At 70.6% G+C, this 22,998-nt stretch carries 12 protein-coding genes; 7 read left to right on the forward strand and 5 right to left on the reverse strand.

The window, feature by feature from the left end; genetic code table 11:
- The gene (gene mptB / locus OG580_RS23110) at window positions 1–1,476 is read left to right on the forward strand and encodes a polyprenol phosphomannose-dependent alpha 1,6 mannosyltransferase MptB (protein WP_267048089.1); all 1,476 of its coding nucleotides are present in this window, start codon (window positions 1–3) and stop codon (window positions 1,474–1,476) included.
- A 34-nt stretch (window positions 1,477–1,510) separates the two neighbouring features.
- Here mptB and OG580_RS23115 read toward each other — a convergent pair whose 3' ends face one another.
- Together OG580_RS23115 and OG580_RS23120 are read right to left on the reverse strand one after the other, a co-directional pair.
- Window positions 1,511–3,109, reverse strand: a complete 1,599-nt coding sequence (locus tag OG580_RS23115; RefSeq protein WP_267045582.1) for an amidohydrolase family protein — start codon at window positions 3,107–3,109, stop codon at window positions 1,511–1,513.
- Between the two features lie 11 nt (window positions 3,110–3,120).
- A complete protein-coding gene (locus tag OG580_RS23120) occupies window positions 3,121–4,434 on the reverse strand; it encodes an alanine racemase (protein WP_267048090.1) in 1,314 nt (437 codons plus the stop codon).
- A gap of 73 nt (window positions 4,435–4,507) precedes the next feature.
- On the opposite strand from OG580_RS23120, the gene OG580_RS23125 reads away from it, so the two are divergent.
- Genes OG580_RS23125 through OG580_RS23135 form a run of 3 tightly spaced genes read left to right on the forward strand, consistent with a single transcriptional unit; the run spans window position 4,508 to window position 6,725 of the window.
- Window positions 4,508–5,557: a sugar kinase gene (locus tag OG580_RS23125; protein WP_267045583.1), complete on the forward strand. Its 1,050-nt coding sequence runs from the start codon at window positions 4,508–4,510 to the stop codon at window positions 5,555–5,557.
- Entirely contained in the window at window positions 5,554–6,318 is a 765-nt protein-coding gene (locus OG580_RS23130; protein WP_267045584.1) for an IclR family transcriptional regulator, read from the forward strand. The genes OG580_RS23125 and OG580_RS23130 overlap by 4 nt, the downstream gene beginning before the upstream one ends.
- On the forward strand, window positions 6,315–6,725 hold the full coding sequence (locus tag OG580_RS23135; protein ID WP_267045585.1) for a RidA family protein: 411 nt from the start codon (window positions 6,315–6,317) through the stop codon (window positions 6,723–6,725). The genes OG580_RS23130 and OG580_RS23135 overlap by 4 nt, the downstream gene beginning before the upstream one ends.
- 184 nt (window positions 6,726–6,909) lie before the next feature.
- On the opposite strand, the gene OG580_RS23140 is transcribed toward OG580_RS23135, so the two are convergent.
- Window positions 6,910–10,164: a VCBS repeat-containing protein gene (locus OG580_RS23140; protein WP_267045586.1), complete on the reverse strand. Its 3,255-nt coding sequence runs from the start codon at window positions 10,162–10,164 to the stop codon at window positions 6,910–6,912.
- 511 nt (window positions 10,165–10,675) lie between these two features.
- On the opposite strand from OG580_RS23140, the gene OG580_RS23145 reads away from it, so the two are divergent.
- Both OG580_RS23145 and OG580_RS23150 read left to right on the forward strand, forming a co-directional pair.
- Window positions 10,676–17,653: a polymorphic toxin-type HINT domain-containing protein gene (locus tag OG580_RS23145; RefSeq protein WP_267045587.1), complete on the forward strand. Its 6,978-nt coding sequence runs from the start codon at window positions 10,676–10,678 to the stop codon at window positions 17,651–17,653.
- Between the two features lie 89 nt (window positions 17,654–17,742).
- A complete protein-coding gene (locus tag OG580_RS23150; protein WP_267045588.1) occupies window positions 17,743–18,045 on the forward strand; it encodes a hypothetical protein in 303 nt (100 codons plus the stop codon).
- Between the two features lie 121 nt (window positions 18,046–18,166).
- On the opposite strand, the gene OG580_RS23155 is transcribed toward OG580_RS23150, so the two are convergent.
- Complete coding sequence (locus OG580_RS23155; RefSeq protein ID WP_267045589.1) at window positions 18,167–19,555, reverse strand: M14 family metallopeptidase; 1,389 nt, start codon at window positions 19,553–19,555, stop codon at window positions 18,167–18,169.
- A gap of 90 nt (window positions 19,556–19,645) precedes the next feature.
- Here OG580_RS23155 and OG580_RS23160 point away from each other — a divergent pair, with 90 nt between their 5' ends.
- Complete coding sequence (locus tag OG580_RS23160; RefSeq protein WP_267045590.1) at window positions 19,646–20,992, forward strand: serine/threonine-protein kinase; 1,347 nt, start codon at window positions 19,646–19,648, stop codon at window positions 20,990–20,992.
- 88 nt (window positions 20,993–21,080) lie between these two features.
- Here OG580_RS23160 and OG580_RS23165 read toward each other — a convergent pair whose 3' ends face one another.
- Entirely contained in the window at window positions 21,081–22,796 is a 1,716-nt protein-coding gene (locus OG580_RS23165) for a glycosyl hydrolase family 18 protein (protein ID WP_323182592.1), read from the reverse strand.
- Window positions 22,797–22,998: the final 202 nt, after the last annotated feature.

A 22,998-nucleotide genomic window follows, 5' to 3' on the forward strand; every position in this document is an offset into this window, starting at 1 on the left:
ATCTCCCTTCTCCAGAGGGGAGAGGAAGCCAAGTGGGTTTTCAGTGCCTCCGGATGCCGGTGGCTGGGTGCTGCCGGATCGCTCGCCGTCGCCGTGGGCGGGTGGGCCGCCGGGACGCTGCCCGTACGCGGCGGCTGGGGGCTGTGGGAGCCGCGCGGCTCCTCGCTGACCGTGGCCGGCGCGGTCCTCGCGTACCTCGGTCTGACCCTGCTCGTGGCCGCGTGGTGGCGGTACGGGGTGCTGCTCGCCCGGGGCGTACGGGAGAGGGTGATCGCGACCCTGGCCCTCTGGACCGTGCCGCTGCTCCTCGCTCCGCCGCTCTACAGCGCCGACGTCTACAGCTACGTCGCGCAGGGCGCGATGGTCCTCGAAGGCCACGACGTCTACGGCGGCGGGCCCTCCGTCCTCGGGCCCGGCGACCTCGGGGCGGACGCGGCGGCGAGCGTCGGCGGCCACTGGACCGACACCCCCGCGCCGTACGGGCCGGTCTTCCTGCTCCTCGCCGAGGTGGTCGTGAAGGCGACCGGCGGGGCGGTCGTGCCCGCCGTGCTCGGGATGCGGCTGATCGCCCTGGGCGCGCTCGCGCTGATCGTCCGGGCCGTACGGGGGCTGGGCGGCGGACCCGGCGGCCGGGACGGCGCTCTGTGGCTGGCCGCGCTCAACCCGCTGCTGCTGATCCATGTCGTCGGCGGCATGCACAACGACGGGCTGATGATCGGCCTCATGCTGAGCGGCGTGCTGCTCGCGGTGCGCGGGCGATGGGTGCTCGGCTGCGTCCTCGTCGGCCTCGCGATGATGGTGAAGTCTCCGGCGGCGGTGGCCCTGCTGTTCATCGGCGTGCTGGTCGCGCGCCGGGACGGGGGCGGCGCCCGGGGTGTGGTGAAGGGGCTCGTGCTGCCCGGTCTTGTGGCGGCCGGGGTCGCCGTGGGGGCGACTCTGGCGGCCGGGACCGGGTTCGGATGGCTGCGGACGCAGAGTGTCGCCGGGGCCATTCACACGGCGCTGTCGGTGACGAGTGATCTCGGGCTCGGGCTCGGGCTGCTCGTCGCGGACGATCCCGATCCGGTGAAGGGCGTCGTCCAGAAGCTGGGGTTGGTCGTCGCCGTCGGCGTGATCCTGGCGCTCGCGTGGCGGTCCTGGCGCGGGGTGCTGGATCCCGTGCTCGGGCTCGGGCTTTCGCTGGTCGCGCTCGTGGCGCTCTCGCCGATGGTGCAGCCCTGGTACCTGCTGTGGGGGACGGTCGTCGTCGCGGCGGTTGCCTGGCGGAGCCGGGTGGGGCAGGTGCTGGTGGTGCTGTCGGCGGCGCTCGTGTACGAAACGGCGCCGTCGGGACGTACGCCCTGGTACGGGTTCGTGGTGGCGGGCGTCGTGCTGGCCGTGGGGCTGGTGTGGATGCGGCGGGAGCGGTGGCCGGGGGCCGTACCCGACGACGCCGGCACCGCCCGGGGTGCCGACCCGGTGGGCCGGGGGGCGTAGGAGCGGACGCGCCCGCGGAGGGCGCCCGCGTGGGTCAGCGTGCCGGGGTCCGGCGGATGGCGCGGCCCGCCAAGGCGTCCGTGCGGTGTCCGTCCTCCATGACGAAGGCGCCGGCGATCAGGACGTGGGGGATGCCCCTCGGGAGCGTGCGGGGGGACGCGTACGTCGCGCCCGCCGCGACCGTCTCCGGGTCGAAGAGGACCAGGTCCGCCGCATAGCCCTCGCGGATCAGGCCGCGGTCCGGGAGACGGAGGCGGGCTGCCGGGCGGGACGTCAGATGGGCGACGCACTCCTCCAGGGAGAGGACGCCGAGCTCGCGTACGTACCGGCCGAGATAGTGCGGGAACGTGCCGTACGCGCGCGGGTGCGGCTTGAGGCCCTGCAGGATGCCGTCCGAGCCGCCCGTGTGCACCCGGTGCCGCATGATCGTCCGGACGTTCTCCTCGTGGCCCACGTGCTGGAGGATCGTCGTCCCGAGCCGGTCGTCGAGCAGGAGGCGCCGGGCCGTCGTCCAGCCGTCGAGGCGGCGGCCCACGAGCTCCGTGAGGCGGGGGTCGGTCACGCCCGCGACCTCGATCGTGTTCCAGTCGACCGGCACTCCGTGGCAGCCGTCCGAGCCGACCTCTTCGAGGTGGTGGCGGATCCGCTCCGCCGTCTCCGCGTCCCCGAGGCGGGTCAGTACCGCCTCCGGGCCGCCCTCGCTCGCCCAGCTCGGGAGGACGGCGAGCAGCGTCGTACTGCCGGGGGTGTACGGGTACGTGTCGAGGCTGATGTCCGCGCCTCCGGCGAGGGCCTCGTCCAGGAGGGCCAGGAGCTCGGGCGCCCGGCCCTCGTTCACGCCGAAGTTCATGGTGGCGTGGGCCAGATGGAGCGCGCAGCCGGCCTCGCGGGTCAGGGCGACCATCTCCTCGTACGCCTGGAGCGCACCCGCGCCGTACGAGCGGTGATGCGGGCAGTAGTAGCCCCCGTACCGCGCCACGACCCGGCAGAGTTCGGTGAGTTCGCTGTCCGGCGCGTACATGCCGGGGGTGTAGGTCAGGCCGGAGGACATGCCGACCGCGCCCTGTTCCAGGCCCTCGGCGACGAGCTGTCGCATCCGGTTCAGCTCGGAGTCGGTGGCGGGCCGGTTCTCCCAGCCCATCGCGTACATCCGGACCGTGCCCTGGGGGATCAGGTAGGCCGCGTTCACCGCGATCCCCCGGCCGCCGTGCGCGTGGTCGAGGCGGTCCAGGTACGCGCCGACCGTGCGCCAGTCGAGGTCCAGGTCGGATCCGTCGCCGTTCCAGCCGGTGATCGCCCGCCGGACCTCCGCGAGCGTGCGGTCGTCGACGGGCGCGTACGACAGGCCGTCCTGGCCCAGGACTTCGAGCGTCACGCCCTGCGCGGCCTTCGCGCTGTGGTCCGGGTCGCGGAGCAGCGCGAGGTCGCTGTGGGCGTGCATGTCGACGAAGCCGGGGGAGAGCACCAGGCCCTCGGCGTCCACGACGCGGCGGGCGGAGGGGCGTTGGCAGCCGGCGGCGGCGCCCTCCTTGACGATCGCGGCGATCCGGCCGCCGTCGACCGCCACGTCGGCCCGGTAGGACGGGCCGCCGCTGCCGTCGACGACGTCCGCGTCGCGGAAGACGAGTTCCATGCCGATTCCTTCTAGAAGAACGTGCGGATGTAGTCGACCACCGTGCCGTCCGCCTCGACCAGCGGGATCAGCTGCCACTTGTCGAAGGACGTGCAGGGGTGCGACAGGCCCATGCCGATCCAGTCCCCGACCTCCAGATCGGCGCCCTCCTCCGTCCGTACCCAGGCGTGCTGGTCGGAGAGGCCGGTGACGGTCATGCCGTCGGCGGGACGGATCTCGCCGGTGCGGGCGTCACGGACCACCTGCGCCTCGGGGAGGTGCAGGTCGTGGGCGGCGTCGCGCTTGCCGGCGTTGGTGAAGGCCTGCTCGGGGGTGGGGCGGGAGACGACCTGCGACCAGAGGCGGAACGCGGGCTGGAGCGCGCCCTCCTCGGGGACGCGGTTGAAGGGGGTCTTCTCGCGGTACTGCCCGTCGTCGTGCGAGACGTACGCGCCGGAGCGCAGCAGCTTCAGGACGGGGAGGGAGAGTGCGGGGATCTCCGCGAAGACGTCCGCGACCGCGTCGAACCACTCGCTTCCGCCCGCGCTCACCACGATCTCGCCGATGGCGGTGTCGAAGCGGCCGGCCTTGTCGAAGTCGGCCGCGAGCCCGACCAGCCGGTGCAGCCACTTCCTGACCCGCTCGCCGTCGGCCCCGGGCATGGTGCCCTCGTACCCGGCGACGCCGACGAGCCGCAGCGTGGCGACGGCCGCGACCGCGTCGGCGACGGCCGCGCACTCCGCCTCGGTGCGTACGCCCGTCCGACCGGTCGCGCCCGCGGCCAGCTCGACGACGACGTCCACGGGGCGGGCGGCTCCCGCCGCGCGCAGCGCCTCGTCCATCAGCTCGACGCCACGGACCGAGTCGACGTAGCAGACGAAGCGGAACTCCGGGTCGGCGTCGAGTTCGGCGGCGAGCCAGCGCAGGGCGACGGCGTCGACGAGTTCGTTGGCGAGGAAGATCCTGGTGATGCCGTGGGCGCGGTAGACGCGGGCCTGGTGGGGCACGGCGGCGGTGATGCCCCAGGCGCCGTGCTCCAGCTGGCGGTCGAAGAGCCGGGGCGCCATGGACGTCTTGCCGTGCGGGGCGAAGGCGAGGCCGTGGCGTTCGGCGTAGACCTCCAGGAGGCGGAGGTTGTGCTCGACGGACTCGGCGGAGAGCGCGAGGACGGGGGTGGTGAAGCCTCCCGTGAAGAGGGAGCGGCGCTCGGCCGCCAGCTCGCCGACGGTCAGGCCGTCGGCGTCCGGGGGCAGCCCCTTGAAACGGTGGTCGACTCGCTCGTTCGCCAGGTCGGGCACGGGGCCTCCTCGTCGTGCGTTGCAGTATCTGCAACAGTCGTTGCGCATTGTGCTCATTGCTGTCTAACATCCGGGCCAAGGCCGGGTCAATGGACCCGTCACAGTCACAGGGAGCCCGAGAGTGAGCGGACACGCGCCCCCGGACGTCGTGTGCCTCGGCGAGTCCATGGTCACCTTTCTTCCCTCCCGGCCCGGCCGCCTCGCCGACGTCCCCTCCTTCGCCCGCGCGATCGGCGGCGCCGAGTCCAACGTCGCCTGCGCCCTCGCCGCCGCGGGACACCGCACCCGATGGGTCGGCAGGGTCGGCCGCGACGGCTTCGGCGACCACCTGGTCGAGGCCATCGGCGCCTACGGTGTCGACGTCACCGCCGTCGGCCGCGACCCACACCGGCCGACCGGCGTCTACTTCCGCACCGACGACGACCGCGCCACCGACGCCCACGAGGTCGTCTACTACCGGGCAGGATCGGCCGCCTCGGCCATGTCGCCCGCCACCGTCCCGTACGCCTCCGTCGCCGACGCCCGCATCCTCCACCTCACCGGCATCACCGCGGCGCTCTCCGAGGACTGCCTGGCCCTCATGCGGAAACTCACCGCCCCGCGCCCCGGCCGCCCGCTCGTCTCCTTCGACGTCAACCACCGGCCGGGCCTGTGGCGCGACGGCAGCGCCCCCGAGGTGCTCCTCGAACTCGCCCGCCGCGCCGACCTCGTCTTCGTCGGCGCCGACGAGGCGAAGACGCTGTGGGGCCTGAAGGGCACCAGGACCGTCACCGAACTCATCGACGGACCCGAGACCCTCGTCCTCAAGCTCGGCAAGGGCGGCGCCCACGCCGTCGACCGCCGGCCCGAGTCCTTCGCGGACATCGAGGATGCCGACGGCGTCAGTCACCTCGTACGGCCGCCCCGCGTCGACGTCGTCTCCACCGTCGGCGCCGGGGACGCCTTCGCCGCCGGGTTCCTCTCCGCCACCCTCCGCGGGCTCGACATGACCGCGCGGCTCCGCCACGGCCACCTCATGGCCGCCGCCGCCCTCACCGTCCCCGGCGATCTCGCCGTCCCTCCCCGCCGCGCCCACGCGGACCGGCTCGCCGCCCTCGACGCCAGGGCCTGGGGGACACTTCACCTCGGCCCCGGCTGGACGGGGGACGACCAGGAGGTACGTACGCCATGAGCCAGACCGTCGACCGGGCGCTCAGCATCCTGCCGCTGCTCGCACAGGGCCCCGCCGACCTCGGGCAGGTCGCCGACCGGCTCGGTGTCCACAAGTCGACCGCCCTGCGCCTGCTGCGCACCCTCCACGAGCACGGCCTCGTCCACCGGCAGCAGGACCAGCGCTACCGCCTCGGCGCCCGCCTCTTCGCCCTCGCCCAGGAGGCCGTCGAGAACCTCGACGTCCGCGAGATCGCCCACCCCTACCTCGCCGCCCTCAACGAGCAGATCGGGCACACCGTCCACCTCGCCGTGTACGAGGAGGGCGAGGTCCTCTACATCGACAAGGTCGAGAGCCGCTACCCGGTCCGCATGTACTCCCGCATCGGCAAGCCGGTCGCGATCACCGTCGCCGCCGTCGCCAAGCTGCTCCTCGCCGACCTGCCCGAGGCGGAGCGCCGTACCATCGCCGCGAAGCTCGACTACCCCCCGTACACGCCCCGTTCGACCCCGAACGCCGCCGCCTTCCTCAAGGAGCTGGCGACCGTACGCGAACAGGGCTGGGCCACGGACCTCGGCGGCCATGAGGAGTCCATCAACTGTGTCGGCGCCCCGATCCGCGGCGCCGACGGCCGTGTCGTCGCCGCCATGTCGGTCTCGGCGCCCAACGTGGTCGTCACGGCCGAGGAACTCCTCGGCCTCCTCCCGCTGGTGCGCCGCACCGCGGACGACATCAGCCGGGAGTACTCCGGCACCGCCCCGACGAAGGAAGCCAGCGCATGACCGAGAAGACCGCCCTCACCCCCGCCACCCACACCACCCCGCCCGCGAAGTTCTCGCACGGCGTGCGGAAGGGCAACATCCTCCAGGTCGCAGGCCAGGTCGGCTTCCTCCCCGCCGTCGAGGGGCAGGCCCCGACGGTCGCGGGCCCGACCCTGCGCGAGCAGACCCTCCAGACCTTCGCGAACGTCAAGGCGATCCTGGAGGAGGGCGGCGCGAGCTGGGACGACGTCATGATGATGCGGGTCTACCTCACCGACGTGGACCACTTCGCCGAGATGAACGCGATCTACAACCAGTACTTCCAGGAGGAGGGCCTCAAGGCCCCCGCCTCCGCCCGGACGACCGTGTACGTCGGCCTCCCGGCCGGCCTCCTCATCGAGATCGACGCGCTCGCCGTCCTCGGCTGACCTGGTTTCCGGACCGGAACACGACGGAGCGGGCCGCCCCTGGAGAGGAGCGGCCCGCTTGTGTGTGGTGCTGTGCTGTGTGGTGCCGGTGGTGCCGGTGGTGCCGGTGGTGCCGGTGGTGCGGTGCCGTGCGGTGCGTCATGACGTGCCGCACGGCGCCGTACCGGTCAGGCGCCGTTTGGCGTCAGAAGATGCCGGTGATGATGTTGGCCCAGCCGGCGTTGCCGGCGAGGTGCGGCGGGCGCCCGCTCGCGGGGCCGCCGGGGTAGGTGAGGAGGCAGCCGGTCGGGCAGAGGGTGCTCGTCCAGTTGCCCGACCCGTCCACGTAGTCGACGGGGGTGTCGGCGTCGGCGCTGGTGGTGGCCCACCAGTCGCCGTACTCCTCACCGGGCGTGGGCGCGAACTGCTTGAAGTTGTACGTCTTGTTCGTTCCCTCGTCGTTCACCGTGACCGAGGTGCTCTTCACGGTGCCCTGGATGTTGCCGGGGGAGGTGAGGTACGGGCGGGCGTTCCAGCCGCCGGAGCCGTAGATCGAACGCGTGCCCAGCGCGTAGCTGGTCGGGCACTCGGGCTTGTTGAGGCAGCCCGGGTAGAGGTAGAGCTTCCCGTCGCCGGGGTAGCGGCCGACGAGGTCGCCGACGCCGTCGCCGTTGAGGTCGTCCATGGCGAGGTTGGTGAAGTCGCGCCAGCCGCCGGAGCCGATGACGGTCGGGTTGGCGAAGTCGAACGGCTCGGTCTGGTCCTGACCGCCGCCGGCGATGGCGCGGCCGCTGTAGAGCAGCAGCTCGGCGTTGACGCAGTTCTGCGAGGCGTCCCAGATGCACTCGACGGTGATCAGGTCGTTGCCGGACTTGCCGTCGATGTTGCCGGGCATCACGATCTGCCGCAGGCCCTTCCAGTCCGCCTGGGACGGGTGGGCGAGCTCCTGGCGGGAGTAGACCCACGGGGCGCCGAGACCGTTGCCGGGGTACAGGTAGAGCCGGTTGTTCGACAGGCGGACGAGGACGTCCTCGTAACCGTCCGGGGTGGCCGTCGGGCTGCCGAAGCCCTGGAGGTCACCGCGGTGGCCGACGAGCGCGCCGCCCCAGCCGCCGGTGCCCACCTTGACGGCGGCGGCGGGCGTCGTGAGCGTGCCGTTGCCCTTGTAGACCAGCAGCTCGCCGTCGGCGTTGGTGGCGAGGAAGTCGGCGAAGCCGTCACCGTTCAGGTCGCCCCGGCGGTCCTGCGGGTAGGTGCCCGCGGTGACCGGGGTGACGCCGGCGTCGTAGACGAACTCGGACTTCACCGTGGAGAGCACGACGGTCTCGTCGCCGCCGTCCACTGGCGAGTGGTTGTCGGCGGCGTCGTAGGCGACGACGTACAGGGTGCTGGACGGGTAGCCGGACGGCGTCACCGTGACGGTGGCGCTGTTGGCGGCGTCCGAACCGGCGTTGACCCAGGTGCCGTTGGCGCAACGGGTGCTGGAGACGGACACCGAGTGGTCCATGGCCCAGCAGTAACCGACCACGTCGGAGACGGTGTTGGAGAACTTGAGCTGGACCGACTTGCGGGCCGTGTACTTGTCCGTCTCCTGGCCCGCCGCCGAGCCGTCCGACACGTCGAAGACCGAGACCGGGAGGTTGGGGCCGATGCGGTCGACGGTGAAGGAGCAGGCCGCGGTCGGGGCCGAGGCGCTGCCGGTGGCCTCGTAGTCGGCCGCGTAGACGGACCAGGTGTAGGTGCCGTTGGGCAGGTTCTTTGCGGGCATGGTCACCGAGGCCCACTGGCCGCTTGTGACCCGCTTCCAGTGGCTGTTCGGCGTGAAGGAGATCGCCGTACCGCTGGAGTTCTTGATCGAGAAGATGGCGTCGACGTTGCCGCCGTCCGGGTCCCGGACCTTCGCGGTCAGGGCGATGCCGCTGTTGCCGATGGCCGTGGCGCAGGGGACGGGCTTGTTGCCGTCACCGGACGGGTTCCAGGTGCCCTCGTAGGCGGCGTGGCTGTCCACGACCGGCTTGTAGTTGAAGGTGACTTCGAGCTTCGGGTTGTTGCGGAACCTCTTGAACGTGTTCACGTCGCCGAGGGTCGGGGTCCGCAGGCCGAAGACCGTGGTCCCCCAGCCGCCGTTGGCGGCCTGCTGGACGAAGTTCGTCAGCGCCGTGCTCTTGAAGTCGTGACCGAGGTCGCCGGGGCAGAAGGTGTCGTTGCCACCGGCGAAGGAGTCGGAGTCGAGCTTGCTGCCCCAGTAGCCGCTCTGGTTGCCCCAGGTCGGGGTGTTGGCGATGCCGCCCGCGGACCACAGCTCGGTCGGACCGGCGTCGGTCGCGTTGCAGGTCCAGGTGTGGGTCTCGATGACGGCGAAGGTGGCGTCGAGGATGGTGGCGCCGCTCAGCCCGTCGGTGTTCATGGCGAAGAACGAGCGGGTGTTGCCGTCGCCGTTGTAGCCGACCCGCGGCTCGTCGGCCGGGTTGGACGAGTTCCAGCCCGAACCGTCGGGGTAGGCGGCGTTCGGCGTCGCGTCGTAGATGACCGCCCACTTCTCGCGGTCGCCGTCGCCGAAGATCGGGTCGATGACCAGCGGGAACTGGTCCGCCGTCGCCAGGAGCCTCGCGTCCGGCGTGAGCGTGAGCGTGTCGCCGGAGACGTCGGCGGTGACGGGGGCGCTGTCGGGCTGCGCGGCGGCGGGGGCGGTGTCGGCGGACGACGAGGCCGTCGTCTTGCCCTTCGCCTTCGTGCCGGCGTTCCGCTTCTCCTCGGGACCGACCGCGGGCTGCTCCCACATCTTCGGCCCGGGGGCGCTGAAGACGGTACGGCCGCTCTTGTCCTTGGCCACGAGCTCGTTGCCGGCACCCTCGGTGAGGGTGACGCCGTCCGCCTTGACGCCGAGCTTGATGCTGCGCAGGGCGGGGTTGGCGGCGGCCTGGGCGTTGTTGACGACCAGGTGCTGGGCGAAGCCGTCGACATCGGCGATCAGCTTCAGGTCCACGCCCGGGAGGACCGAGGGGTACGTGGCCGTGTCGCCCTCGACGATCGGCGCCGGCAGGGCGGTGGGCCAGGTCAGGGCGAGCTTCTTGCCCTGCTTGACCATCATGGCCAGCGGCTGGGCGCCGCCGCCGGAGAAGGCGATGGGGAAGGTGGGGGCGGCCGGCGCCACCGAGCCGTCGGCCCGCTTGACGAGCCGCGCGTCGGCGAGACGCCACCGGCCCTCGGACCGGCTCCACTTGGGCTCGCCGTAGGTGGCGCGGGTCGTCGTGCCGTCCGGGTTGGCGAAGTACTCGGCCGCCTCCTCGCGACGGTCGAGGATCTCCACCCGCTTCCCGGTCCGCTTGGCCTCCGCGAACGCCGCCTTCTCGAACCGGGCCCCGGGCTCCTGGCCCGCTTCCTGGACGCCGGCCGCCGCCGTCTCGGCGACGGCCACGGCCGCGCTGCCGGGCAGGACCGCCGAGAGGGGCAGGGCCATGGACGCGGCTATTGCCAGAGCGATTGCTCTCCGGCCGCGTCTGGGTCTCTTGGTGCTCATGCTCTGGAATGCCTTTCCGGAGGACGCAGGCGACTTTTCAGTGTTAACGGAATTCTGGTCGCTCCTGGCGCCGGACTCTATCTCGACGGGCGGCTCGTTGGCACAGCCCTTTGTGGCGCAATTGCACACCCTCGGATCCGTTCGCGTCCGGGACGGAAAGCGGAATTCTTTCCTCCGCGACGAGAGAGGGCGACGCAGAGTGGATCATGTCCCGTGATGGGTGTCATCGGGCCTGGTTGGGGCATTGGTCCTACTTGCGGTCAGCCGTCACGGCTTGGTGGCCCGACCTGACAGATCCTGCCTCCGTTTACCTGCCATTCCTTGCCAAGGGGATATGCCTGGGTGTTGGGTGGGCGCGCTCAGCTGTTTTCGTGTGCGTATTGGGGTGGGGATTTAATTGAGATCCGGCCGTGGCTTTGCCATGCCATTTTTCAGAATTTCTCAGAGGCGAATGGCAAAGCGTGCGCGGACGGGTCTCGTCGGCGCTCTCGCCGCGGGTCTGAGCGTTTCGCTGCTGTCGGCGCCCTCGTGGGCGGTGCAGGCGGAGGTCAAGGTTCCAGGCCCGCCGGCCGTACCGAAGACGGAGTCGGTGGACGGGACGGACTTCTTCCCGGGAGGCCTCCGGCAGAAGCCCAGGCAGTCGCCGCCGTGGCAGGCGCCCCCCGTGACATGGCCGGCGCCCAGCGCGCGAGAGGTCGCCCTGCGGGCCGACGCTGCACAGGGCGTGAACGTCGGCGGGGTTCCTGTCCAGCTCGCCGTGCCCACCTCGCGTACGCGCAAGTCCGCGGCCGCCCCCGGCCGGCTGGAGGTGGCGGTCAAGGACCGCGCCACCGCCCGCAAGGCGGGCATCGAGGGCCTGCTGCTGAGCCTGCGCCCCACGGACGCCGCGACCGCCTCCGGTGCGCCGCTTGACGTCGAGGTCGACTACAACGCCATCCGCGGTGCGTTCGGAGCCGGTTGGGCCTCGCGCCTCCGCCTGGTGACGCTCCCGGCCTGCGCGCTGACGACCCCCGACAAGGCGGAGTGCCGCAAGCAGACGCCGCTGGCGACGGAGAACAACACCACCGACGGCACGCTGAGCGCGACCGTCACGACGGCCGCTCCGGCGGCGCCGCTGAAGACAGACGGCGCGAAGGCCTCGTCCTCTTCCCTCTCCTCGCTCGCCGTGAGCGCCATGGGTGCGACGGTACTGGCGGCGACGGCGGGCGCGGAGGGCGCCGACGGTTCCTTCAAGGCGACGTCGCTGTCGCCGTCGGGCTCGTGGTCGGCGGGCGGGAACTCGGGTGGGTTCGGCTGGAACGTTCCCCTCGGGGTCCCGACGGTTCCCGGCGGTCTGGTGCCCAAGGTGGAGCTGTCGTACAACTCGTCGTCCATCGACGGACGTACGGCCTCCACGAACAACCAGTCCTCGTGGATCGGTGAGGGTTGGGAGTACTCGCCCGGCTACGTCGAACGCAGCTACGCCTCGTGCGAGAACGACAAGCAGGGCGGCAACAACACCGCCAAGACCGGCGACATGTGCTGGAAGTCCGAGAACGCGACCCTGTCGCTGAACGGTTCCTCCAGCACGCTCGTCTGGGACGCGACGAAGCAGACCTGGAAGCTCGAGGGCGACGACGGCTCGCGTATCGAGCGGATCTACGACACCGCCCCCAACAACTCCGGTGACGAGGACTCCGAGTACTGGAGGGTCACCACTCTCGACGGTACGCAGTACTGGTTCGGCAAGAACCACCTTCCGGGCTGGGTTGACGGCAAGACGGAGACGAACTCCGTCTTCACCGTCCCTGTCTACGGCAACCACGCCGGTGAGCAGGGGAACGGCGCGGACTACGCCTCCTCCGCGGAGGTGCAGGGCTGGCGCTGGAACCTGGACTACGTCGTCGACCCGCACGGCAACGCGATGGCCCTCTACTACACGAAGGAGCAGGGCTACTACGCGCAGAACGGCAAGTTCGACGACTCCAAGCCGTACACGCGCGGCGGCTACCTGAACCGGATCGACTACGGTCTGCGCGCCGGTGCCGTGTACTCGACGCCGAACCCGGCCGGCCGGGTCACCTTCACCACCGGCAACCGCTGCACGGCCACGGACTGCGCGTTCACCGAGGCGAACGCGACCAACTGGCCCGACACCCCGGTCGACCTCGACTGCACCGCGGGCACCCAGTGCCTCCAGGGATCGCCGTCGTACTGGTCGAAGCAGCGTCTGACCAGCGTCAACACCTTCTCCCTCGTCGGCACGACGCTGCAGCCGGTCGACACCTGGGCGATGGCCCAGTCGTTCCCTGCGACGGGTGACACCTCGACGCCCGCGATGTGGCTGGACTCGGTGCAGCGCACCGGCAAGGCCGGTGCGCTGGCGGACATCACGCTGCCGAAGACGGTGTTCTCCGGTGAGCTGATGGCGAACCGCGTGGACGCGGCCGAAGGCCGGCCGGCACTGAACCGTAAGCGCATCACCGCCGTGACGAACGAGACCGGCGGTCAGACGCTGGTCACCTACAGCGCGAAGGAGTGCACGTCGACGTCGCTGCCCGCGGCGCCGGACACGAACAACAAGCGCTGCTACCCGTCCTGGTGGACCCCGGACGGCTACGTCGAGCCGGTCAAGGACTGGTTCCACAAGTACCTGGTCACGCGGATCGACGAGAACGACACCACGGCCGGCAGCGGTTCGCCGTCGAAGGTGACGACGTACGAGTACGCCAACGGTCCGCACTACCGCCGTGACACCGGCGAGTTCACCCTTGAGAAGAACCGCACGTGGAACGGCTTCCGTGGCTACGGGACCGTGCGGACGTATGTCGGTTCGACGAACCGGGTGAAGACCGAGAAGACGTACTACCTCGGTATGGCCGGGGATACTCTCGCCGACGGCAGCCCGCGTCCCGGCATGGCGATCAACGGGGTGACCGACAGCGAGGACTTCGCCGGTCGCGTCGCCTCCAGCGCCACGTACGACAAGGACGGCACCGGCGGAAAGATCGTCGCGAAGGCCACCTACGTCCCCTGGGAGTCCGCCGCGACGGCCACTCAGGCGGTCAAGGGCATCACCGACCCCGACAAGCCGAACGACCCCGCGCCCACGCTTCCGGCGAAGACCGCCCACCTCTCCGGCACGGTGGAGGAGGAGGCGAGCACCCTCCTCGACAGCGGCACCTGGCGCACCCTGACCACGACCCGCGCATACGACACCACCTACGGTCTGGTGCTCAGCGAGACCGACGACGGTGGCGGCACCGTGGAGGCCAGGAGCGCCTGCACCAGCTACGTCACGCCGGACACGGTCAACTGGCTCATCAAGTACCCGAGCGAGGTCGTCACCACCAGTCAGGGCGGCTGCGCGACCTTCGGGGACAACGTCACGAGCCGTTCGCGGAGTTACTACGACGGCAAGCAGCTCGGCGAGGCCCCGGTTCCCGGTGCCGCCGTCGTGACGAAGATCGAGCAGGCTTCGGCCAGCAGCACCCAGGGCGGTACCACCTGGGAGACGACCGCACAGACCACGTACGACCAGTACGGCCGTGCGGTGACGGTGAAGGGCCAGGACGGCCAGCCGGTCACCACGACGTACGAACCTGCCGTCGATGCACAGCCGACGAAGGTGACCGTCACGAACGTCAAGGGCCACGCGACGTCCACGACGTTCGACGGCCTGCGCGGCCTCGCTCTCACCACGACCGATGCCAACAGCCGGACCGCGACCAGCGAGTACGACGCGCTCGGCCGCCTCACGAAGGGCTGGAGCACGGGCCGGTCGAAGACCCTGAACCCGAACGCGACGTTCACCTACAACCTGTCCGGCACTGTCCCCTCCACCGTCGTCTCCAAGAAGCTCTACGAGAACGGGACCTGGGGCACCAGCACCGCCTTCTTCGACTCCTTGTTGAGGGAGCGTCAGACGCAGTCCGACGCGATCGCCACGACCGGCCGTCTCGTCAGTGACACGTTCTACGACAGCCACGGTCGGGCCTACCTCACCAACGCGCCCTTCCACAACGCCAGCGCGGTGTCGACGTCGACCATGTTCGTGGTCACGCCGAACCAGGTCCCCCAGGCCGTCGAGACGCAGTACGACGGCCGTGGCCGGGTCACCGCGAGCATCCAGCTGTCGCTGAACGTGGAGAAGTGGCGGACCAGCACCACCTACGGTGACTACTGGTCCGCGGTCGTTCCGCCGGCCGGCGGCACGGCGACCCTGAGCGTGTCCGACGCGCGCGGACGCCCGGTCGAGCAGCGGTTGTACAAGGACCGCAACCCGCTCGTCGGCGCGGCGCCGACCCAGTACGAGAAGATCACCCGTACGTACAACGACGCGGGTCTGCTCGCCTCGCTGACGGACACATCGGGCCGCAACACCTGGGCGTACACCTACGACCTGCGTGGTCGCCAGGTGACGATGAAGGACCCCGACAAGGGCGAGAGCACCACCCGCTACGACACCAAGGGTCGCGTCGACCAGGTCACCGACCCGCGGGGCGCGCTGGTGACCGCCTACGACGAGCTCGGACGGAAGACCAGCCTGCGTGCCGGTTCGACGTCCGGCGCGCTGCTGGCGGAGTGGACCTACGACACCGCCACCGGCGGCAAGGGCATGCCCCACAAGTCCATCCGCCACGACCTCGACAACGGGGGCGCCGCCTACGTCACCGAGACGCTGGGCTACGACACCGCGGGCCGTTCGACCGGCACCAAGGCGACGGTGCCGAGCGTGCCGGGTGAGGAGATGCTGGCCGGCACGTACACGGTGGCCGCCACCTCCACGCCGGTGAGCGGTCTGCCGGAGACGAGCACGTACAGCACCGGCAACCTCAACGCGACCACCGCCCTGCCCGGCGAGACGGTCACGAACCACTACGGCTCGCAGGACCTGCTCGGCGTCGTCGACGGCACGCTGGACCACGCCTACCTGCGCGGGGCCAGCTACACGCCCTTCGGCGAGCTCGCCCAGGCGCAGCTCGGCAACATCGGCAAGCTCGTGACCTCGACCCTCTCCTACGAGGCGTCGACCCGGCGCCTGCTCGGGAACACGGTCAACCGTGAGGCGACGGGCCCGGCGACACCGTCGAACATCACCTACGGCTACGACCAGGCCGGCAACATCACCACCATCCGGGACGCGCAGACCGACGGCACCGTCGTCGACCAGCAGTGCTTCGGCTACGACTGGGCCCGCCGTCTGGCCGAGGCGTGGACCTCGGGTGACGCCTGCGCCACCAAGCCCGTCAACGGCACCGGCACCCCGAACCTGGGCACGGTCGACCCGTACTGGACGAGCTGGACGTTCACGGACACCGGGCAGCGCAAGACGGAGACCCTCCACAAGGCGGGCCCGATCACGGCCAACACCACCCGTACCTACGCCTACCCGACCACGGCCGGCGCGGTCCGGCCGCACGCCGTCACCTCGGTGACCGCGACCGGCGGAGTGACCGGCACCGACAACTACAGCTACGACGACACCGGCAACCTCCAGAAGAAGACCCCGGCCAACGCCGGCCCGGTCCAGGACCTGACCTGGACCGAAGAGGGCAAGCTCAAGAGCTCCACGATCTCCGCCAAGACGACGTCGTTCCTGTACGACGCCGAGGGCACCCGGATCGTCAAGCGTGAGCCGGCCAACACCACGCTCTACCTGCCCGGCGGCCAGGAACTCGAGCTGATCCGCAAGACCGGGACGACCCCGGCCAGCATCAAGAACGGAACCCGCTACTACTCGGTCCCCGGCGGTTCGGCGATCCGTACCAGCAGCGACGCCAAGGTCCGTCTGCTGGTGGCCGACCACCACAACACCAACACGCTCTCGTTCTCCTCGACCACGCTCACCTTCAACCGCCGCAAGACCCTGCCCTTCGGCGGGCAGCGCGGCGCCGCCCCCGCCTTCTGGCCGGGCACGAAGGGCTTCGTCGGCGGCGACATCGACGCCACCACCGGGTTCACCCACATCGGAGCCCGCGACTACGACCCCACTCTGGGGCAGTTCATCAGCGTCGACCCGATCCTGAGCCTGGACTTCCCTCAGTCTCTCAACGGGTACAGCTACGCCAGCAACACGCCCATCACCTCCTCCGACCCCACGGGTCTCGCGGAGATGTGCGGTGCTTCAGGAGGGGCCTGCTTCCCCGACGACTGGAACAACGACGGCACGGCGAACCTCGACAACGACCGGACCACCAACAACGACAACGACGGCACGAACGGTGACGGCGATGACGGTGATGACGGTGGCGACGACGGTGGCAACAGCGGTGGCGGTGGCGGCGGCGGCGGTGGCGGCGGTGGCGGCGGCGGTGGCGGTGGCGGTGGCGGCGGGAACGACTGCGGATGGGCCGGCTTCCTGTGCGATGCCTGGGACTCCACGGGTGACTTCCTCGTCGAGAACCGCGAGATAGTCAGCTTCGGTACCGAACTCGTCGCAGGACTCGCCTGTGGCTCCGCAGCCGTCTCCGCCGGCTTCGTCACCGGAGGCGTCGGCTTCGCCGCCGTCGCAGGGTGTGGAGCGGTGGCCGCGGCTGCCGGAGCGGCGGTCAACAACGCGCTCGACCCGGGCGCGGACCACAGCCTCAGCGGTCAGTTGGCCGGCCAGGGCGAAGCTGCTGTGTGGGGTGCGGCCACCGGTGTGGCGACGGCGGGCCTCGGTAAGGCGCTCATCGGCTGTCACTCCTTCCTGCCGGGGACGCAGGTACTCCTGGCGGACGGCTCCACCAAGAGCATCGAGGACGTGGAGCTCGGTGACGTCGTTCTCACGACCGACACCGAGACCGGGAAGAACGAGAAGAAGCCGGTCCTCGAGGTCTTCACGACCGAGTACGACAAGCAGTTCACCAACATCGATGTGGCGACCGACTCCGGCACGGCCCGCATCGTCGCCACCAACACGCACCCCTTCTGGGTTCCTGCGGCGGGCGAATGGCTCGAGGCCGGCGAACTCCGTGCGGGTCAGTGGCTCCGTACCAGTGCCGGCACCCAGGTGCAGATCAAGGCGATCAGCTACTTCACGAAGCAGCAGCGCACGCATGACCTCACGGTCAAGGACATCCACGCGTACTATGTGCTCGCGGGCGCCACGCCGGTACTCGTTCACAACTGCGGTCCAGGTACACCGTTTGGCGAGCCTTGTACGTGCAGCCTTGATCAGGGATTCTCTCGGTTCGGTATCTCTCCCGAAAGCACTGGCCGCCTCACCGCCAAATCGGCAGAGGCGGAAGGGAGAGGGTTTGGGCACGGAGTCTCGGTGAGTCCGGCTGATGGTCCGGTGGAGGGCGCGTCGATAGCTACCCGGGCGCAATTGGAGGCGGCAGGGATGAATCTTGTGTTCACCCCGACGAGGAACATTCCCATGCATCACACCGTGATCCTTCCGAAACCGGTGGACGCGACGGTTCGAAAGTCGTTCAATACTGCCTTTGGCCGGGGGACAAGGTGACTTCGGACGAGGATCTGAGTCAGAGGCGGATGCATGTCCTCCTCATCTTCGGCTGGCTCGACGGGCCGACGGAGGGAATCTTTCGATACGTGGACGGCGACGAGTGTTGGCATTTCAAACTCTTCGCAGAACGGCGGGAGAGTTCTCACTCTGATGACAGGCTGTTCGAGCTCTGGCCAATTCTGGGATCGGATGCCTCAGTGCTCTGTGCAGAATTTGGGGGGAGTGGTGACGTCCCGCACGTTTGGCCGGTGTCCGGTGGGCTTGGATCGGTGGAAGCGCGCGGAATCGTCGAGCGCATCCTGTCAGGCGACCCGAGGCCGCCACAGACGGTGATCCAGACTCAGGATTTCTCTACGGTGCTCGAATGCTGGGACGTCGTGTCCGACTGATCCTTTCCCCCGAGTAGTAAGGAGTTCCACCGGTTTCCCGTCCGGTGGAACCAGGGTCATGTGTCGGACCTTCCGGGGCCGGCGGGAGAGATCCCGTCGGCCCCATCCGTCGTTTGCGGGGTCAGGCCGTGCAGTACTGGGACTGCTTGCCGATCGAGCGGTACATGCAGTCCGCGTTCTCCAGGAGCTGGAGGACGGCGTCGCGGTTGCGGCTCGTCTCGCGTTCGATGACCTCGTCGGGCGGGTAGAAGCCGCCGCCGCCGGACGATGCCGGGTACATCTCGAAGGTGTACCCGAAGATCCGGTGCACGCCCCACAGGTAGTCGTCGATCGAGCCGTCCGTGATGTAGAGGTCGCTGGACTGCTCGGGGGTGTAGCCGTTGCTCGCGGCCATCTTCCCGCCGACGGTCGCGAAGGCGTCGCGGTCGTCCTGGGTCATGCCGGGGGCGGTGTTCGCGGTGGTCCAGCCGAAGGGCCAGAGGACCAGCTCGCTGTAGGTGTGGAAGTCGATGGCCGCGGTGATCTGCTGCTTGCCGCCGACGATCCGCGAGCGGACGAAGTCGGCGACGACCTTCACCTCGGGGGCGGACTCGGGGGCCGTGCCGCGGTACGTCTCGGAGCTCTTGGTACCGGAAGAGCCGCCGCAGCAGCCCCACTTGTAGTTCCAGTTCCGGTTCATGTCCGTACCGATGTACGAGGAGCCGGAGTTGGGCTGCCGGTTCTTGCGCCAGCTGCGGTACGAGCCGGAGGCGATGTCGTACTCGCCGCCGTCCGGGTTGAGGTCCGGGATGATCCAGATCTCGCGCCCGTTCACGGCGTTGGTCACGCGGGAGTCCGTGCCGTATCCGGCACCGAGCTCGCGCAGCAGGTAGAGCGCCATCTCGACCGTGAGGTGTTCACGGGCGTGCTGGTGGTGGGTGAAGAGGACCTCGGGCTCGTTCTCGTCGGTGGCGACGTTGTCGCTGATCTTGATCGCGACGATGTCCCGGCCCTGGTAGGTCTTGCCGATGACCTGCTTGCGCATGATCGACGGGTAGGCGGCGAGCCGCTGGTCGATCTCCGCGTTCATCTCCGCGTAGTTGTGGTACTTCGCGTCGGCGGAGGGGAAGTCGAGCGGGCCGGCGGCCAGGCCCTCGTCCGCGTCGTGTGTGTGGCCCTCGGCGGTCTCCGCGGTGCTGCGGTTCGGCGGCCCGGGGAGGGCCACCGGCTTGTAGCCGAGCGCCTTGAGGCGCGCGAGCTGCTCGGTGTTGGCGCTGACGACGACCGAGCGGGCATCGACCTCGTCGATCGAGACGCCGGTGGCGGTCAGTGCGGTGCGGGCCGCCTGGGTGGACGGTCCGGCGATCTCGTACTGCCGGATCACCTCCTCGGCGCCGGAGGCGATGCGGGCGGCGGTCGGCGCCGGGTCGGCCCCGGCGGGTGAGGAGAGTGCGGAGAGGGGCGCCGCGAGGGCGAGCGCCACGAGGGCCGCGAGGGTGGCGGACCTTCTGCCGCGGGTGGGACGTCGCATGGTGTCTCCTGGGTGGGGAGTGTGGGGGAGTGCGACAAACTCGTGCGGGTGTCCGGCCACATGGTGAAGCCATGTCATGGACCGGTCAAGATGGTGAGTTCGGCCATACTGTCCCGCGTGGGGACCCTCATCGGCAGATACGTCATCGAGCACAAGCTAGGCGAAGGCGGCATGGGAACCGTCTACCTGGCCCGATCCCGCGGCGGGCGTGCCGTCGCCGTCAAAGTCGCGCGGCCGGAACTCGCCTCCGACCCGTCCTTCCGCGCGCGCTTCCGCGCCGAGGTCGAGGCAGCCCGACAGGTCGGCGGCTTCCATACCGCCCAGGTCGTGGACGCCGACCCCGATGCCGAGGCGCCGTGGCTCGCCACCGCCTACATCCCGGGCCCGACCCTCGCGGGACTCCTCACCGCCGAGGGCCCGATGGGCGAGGAGCGGCTGCGGACGCTCGGGGCCGCGCTGGCGGAGGCCCTGGAGGCCATCCACGCCTGCGGGCTCGTCCACCGGGACCTCAAGCCCGGCAACATCGTCATGGCCCCCGATGGCCCGCGGGTGCTGGACTTCGGGATCGCCCGCGCCCTGGAGTCGACCCGGCTCACCGCCACCGGTTCCGCCTTCGGCACCCCCGGCTACCTCGCCCCCGAGCAGGCGCTCGGCGAGGAGGTGACGGGCGCCGCGGACGTCTTCGCGCTCGGCGCCGTGCTCGTCGCCGCGGCCGGCGGGCGGCCCTTCGGCGAGGGCACGCCGATGGGGCTGATGTACCGGTCGGTGCACGAGGCCCCGGACCTCGGCACCGTACCGGAGGGGCTGCGGGGGCTGGTGGGGCGTTGCCTCGCCAAGGACCCGGCCGAACGGCCTACGCCGGACGAGGTTCTGGATGCGTTGGGGTCGGGGTCGGGAGTGGCGTTGGGCTCGGGGTCGGGGTCGGGGTCGGGTTCCGGCTCGGGGGTGGTGTCCGTGCAGGCCGGGGAGGCCGTGTCCGCGGCGGTTCCTGCGCCCCCCGTGACGCCCGCCGACGCGGTGCCGGAGCCCGTGGACGCGGTGCCGGCGCCCGTCCATGCGCTGCCGACGCAGACGGCCGGCGTCCAGGACGCCGTCCCCGCCCCCGTACCGCACCCCGCCACCCTCTTCGTACCCCCGCGGCCCTCCGTGCCGCCGCTGCCCGCGCCGGACTTCGTCGCCGCCGACCGGAGCTCCGGGATCGTCGTCGACGCGAGCGGGGTGTCCTTGCACTTCCTCGACGAGGAGGCCGACTTCGTCTGGGCCGAGATCGGGGCCGTGCGGTACGAGCGCGTCCGGCGCGGCCGGGTGTTGCGCGTCGCCGTCACCCTCCACGACGGGGCGGTCTACGACTGCGAGGTCGACGGCCGCCGCGCCGCCCGGGTCGACGAGTGGATCCTCCGGCTCGACCCGGTGCTCGCCCGGTACCTGCCCGCGTGAGGACACGGCGCCGTGCCGTCTCCTCACGCGCACGTCGGCGCCGCGCCGCCGGGGGAGCGGCGACGCGGCGCGGTCGACTCGCCTGCCGTTACGGCAGGTTGTGCACGTGCGGGCCCACCGCGTTCGACCAGGCGTTGCCGGCCGTCGCGTCCCAGTTGGTGGACCAGGTCATGGCGCCGCGCAGCGTCGGCCAGGCCTGGGCCGGCTTGTAGGTGCCGCAGCCGGTGAGCTTGGTCAGGCAGTCGAGCGCGTTCTTCACGATCTGCGGGTCGACGTATCCGCTGCCCGCGCCCCGCGTGGACGCCGGGACGCCCAGGCCGACCTGGGACGGGTCGAGTCCGCCCTGGATCTGGATGCAGGCGAGCGCGGTGAGGAAGTCCACCGAGCCCTGGCTGTAGACCTTGCCGTCGCAGCCGAGCATCGAACCGCTGTTGTAGTACTGCATGTTGACGACCGTGAGGATGTCCTTCACGGCGAGCGCCGTCTTGAAGTACTCGGTGCCGGTGCTCTGCATGTCGATGGTCTGCGGGGCCATCGTGAGGACCATCGACGAACCGGCCTTGGCGGAGAGCTGGCGCAGCGCCTTGGTCAGGTACGTGGAGTTGATGCCGTGCTCCAGGTCGATGTCGACCCCGCTGAAGCCGTACTCCTGCATCAGCGCGTACGCGCTGTCGGCGAAGGCGGTCGCGCTCGCGTCACTGTTGATCGTGACGTTGCCCTTCTCGCCGCCGACCGAGATGATCACGGACTTGCCGGCCGTCTTCTTGGCCGCGATGTCGGCCTTGAAGTCGGCGGTGGAGGCGTAGCCGACGGCCGGGTCGAGGTTGAAGACGATCTGGCCGGGCGTGGCGGTCGAGTCGGCGAAGGAGACGGCGATGATGTCGTACTGCGCCTGGACGTCCCGCAGCTTCTGGACGGTCGCGCCGTTGTTGAAGTTCTGCCAGTAGCCGGTCAGGGCGTGCTTGGGCACGGCCGGGCCGGGGCCCGGGTCGGTCGCCTTGGCGGTGCGGGCCGACACGGCGGTGGACTTCGCGGACTCGCCCGCGGAGTTCGTCGCGGAGACCTGGAACTGGTAGGCGGTGTCGGCGGTGAGGCCGGTGACCGTGGTCGACGTGCCGGTCACCGTCTGGGGGTTGGCGCCGTCGCGGTACACCTTGTAGCCGGTGGCGCCGGAGACCGCGCCCCAGTTGAGGGCGACGGACGTCGTGGTGACGGTGCCGGCGGCGAGGCCCGCGGGGGTGGCCGGGACGACCGGGTCGGGGTCCTGGCCGCCGCCCCCGTCGGGCCCGAAGACGCTCACGTCGTCGACGAGGTAGGGGGAGGTGCCGTACCAGCCGTGGGTGTAGATCTGGACCGAGGTGGTGCTCGCGCCGGTCGTGAAGGTGGTGGTGAGCTGCTTCCAGGCGGCGCTGTCCGGCGTCCAGGTGGAGACCGAGCCGGAGCCCGTCCCGGTGCCGGTCGCGCCGAGGTAGGCGTACCCGCCCTGGACCCAGGCGCTCAGCGTGTACGTGGAGTTGGGCTTGACGGCCACGGTCTGCACACACTTGGCGTTGTCGAGACCGGCCGGGGTCGCCTTGAGGGCGCCGGCCCCGGTGCGTACCGGCGAGGAGACGGCGGCGCCGCTTCCCGCGGAACAGGACCAGTTGGTGAGGCCGTTCTCGAACCCGGCGTTCTTGGCGACGTTGACGTCGGCCGCCTGGGCGGTGCCGGCTCCGCCGACGAGGACGAGCCCGGAGCCGACGGCGAGCGCGAGGGCTCCGCCGAGCCATCGACGTCCGTGCGGGCGGGTGGTGGTGCGGTCCACGTGCATCCTCCGATGGGGGAGTTGGGGATGTGGAGGTGCCGTACGTCGTCGTACGGAGGGGCTCGTACGGGGGGTACGAGGCTGATGCGGGGGTGCGGACGGTGGCCACCGTTGTCGGAACAAGTTGGTCCAGACCAATCGCGTTGTCAAGACCTCTGGCAGTAAGGGGCGTTCGGCGGAGTCGAAGTCGGGGTGAGGGTGG

The organism is Streptomyces sp. NBC_00094, from assembly GCF_026343125.1.
Lineage (GTDB): Bacteria > Actinomycetota > Actinomycetes > Streptomycetales > Streptomycetaceae > Streptomyces.

Excerpts from the sequence above, each read along its gene's own strand:
- OG580_RS23115 (WP_267045582.1), bottom strand. The coding sequence starts at position 3,109 with ATGGAACTCGTCTTCCGCGACGCGGACGTCGTCGACGGCAGCGGCGGC.
- OG580_RS23120 (WP_267048090.1), bottom strand. The coding sequence starts at position 4,434 with ATGCGCAACGACTGTTGCAGATACTGCAACGCACGACGAGGAGGCCCC.
- OG580_RS23130 (WP_267045584.1), top strand. The coding sequence starts at position 5,554 with ATGAGCCAGACCGTCGACCGGGCGCTCAGCATCCTGCCGCTGCTCGCA.
- OG580_RS23135 (WP_267045585.1), top strand. The coding sequence starts at position 6,315 with ATGACCGAGAAGACCGCCCTCACCCCCGCCACCCACACCACCCCGCCC.
- OG580_RS23140 (WP_267045586.1), bottom strand. The coding sequence starts at position 10,164 with ATGGCCCTGCCCCTCTCGGCGGTCCTGCCCGGCAGCGCGGCCGTGGCC.
- OG580_RS23145 (WP_267045587.1), top strand. The coding sequence starts at position 10,676 with ATGGCAAAGCGTGCGCGGACGGGTCTCGTCGGCGCTCTCGCCGCGGGT.
- OG580_RS23155 (WP_267045589.1), bottom strand. The coding sequence starts at position 19,555 with ATGCGACGTCCCACCCGCGGCAGAAGGTCCGCCACCCTCGCGGCCCTC.
- OG580_RS23160 (WP_267045590.1), top strand. The coding sequence starts at position 19,646 with ATGGTGAGTTCGGCCATACTGTCCCGCGTGGGGACCCTCATCGGCAGA.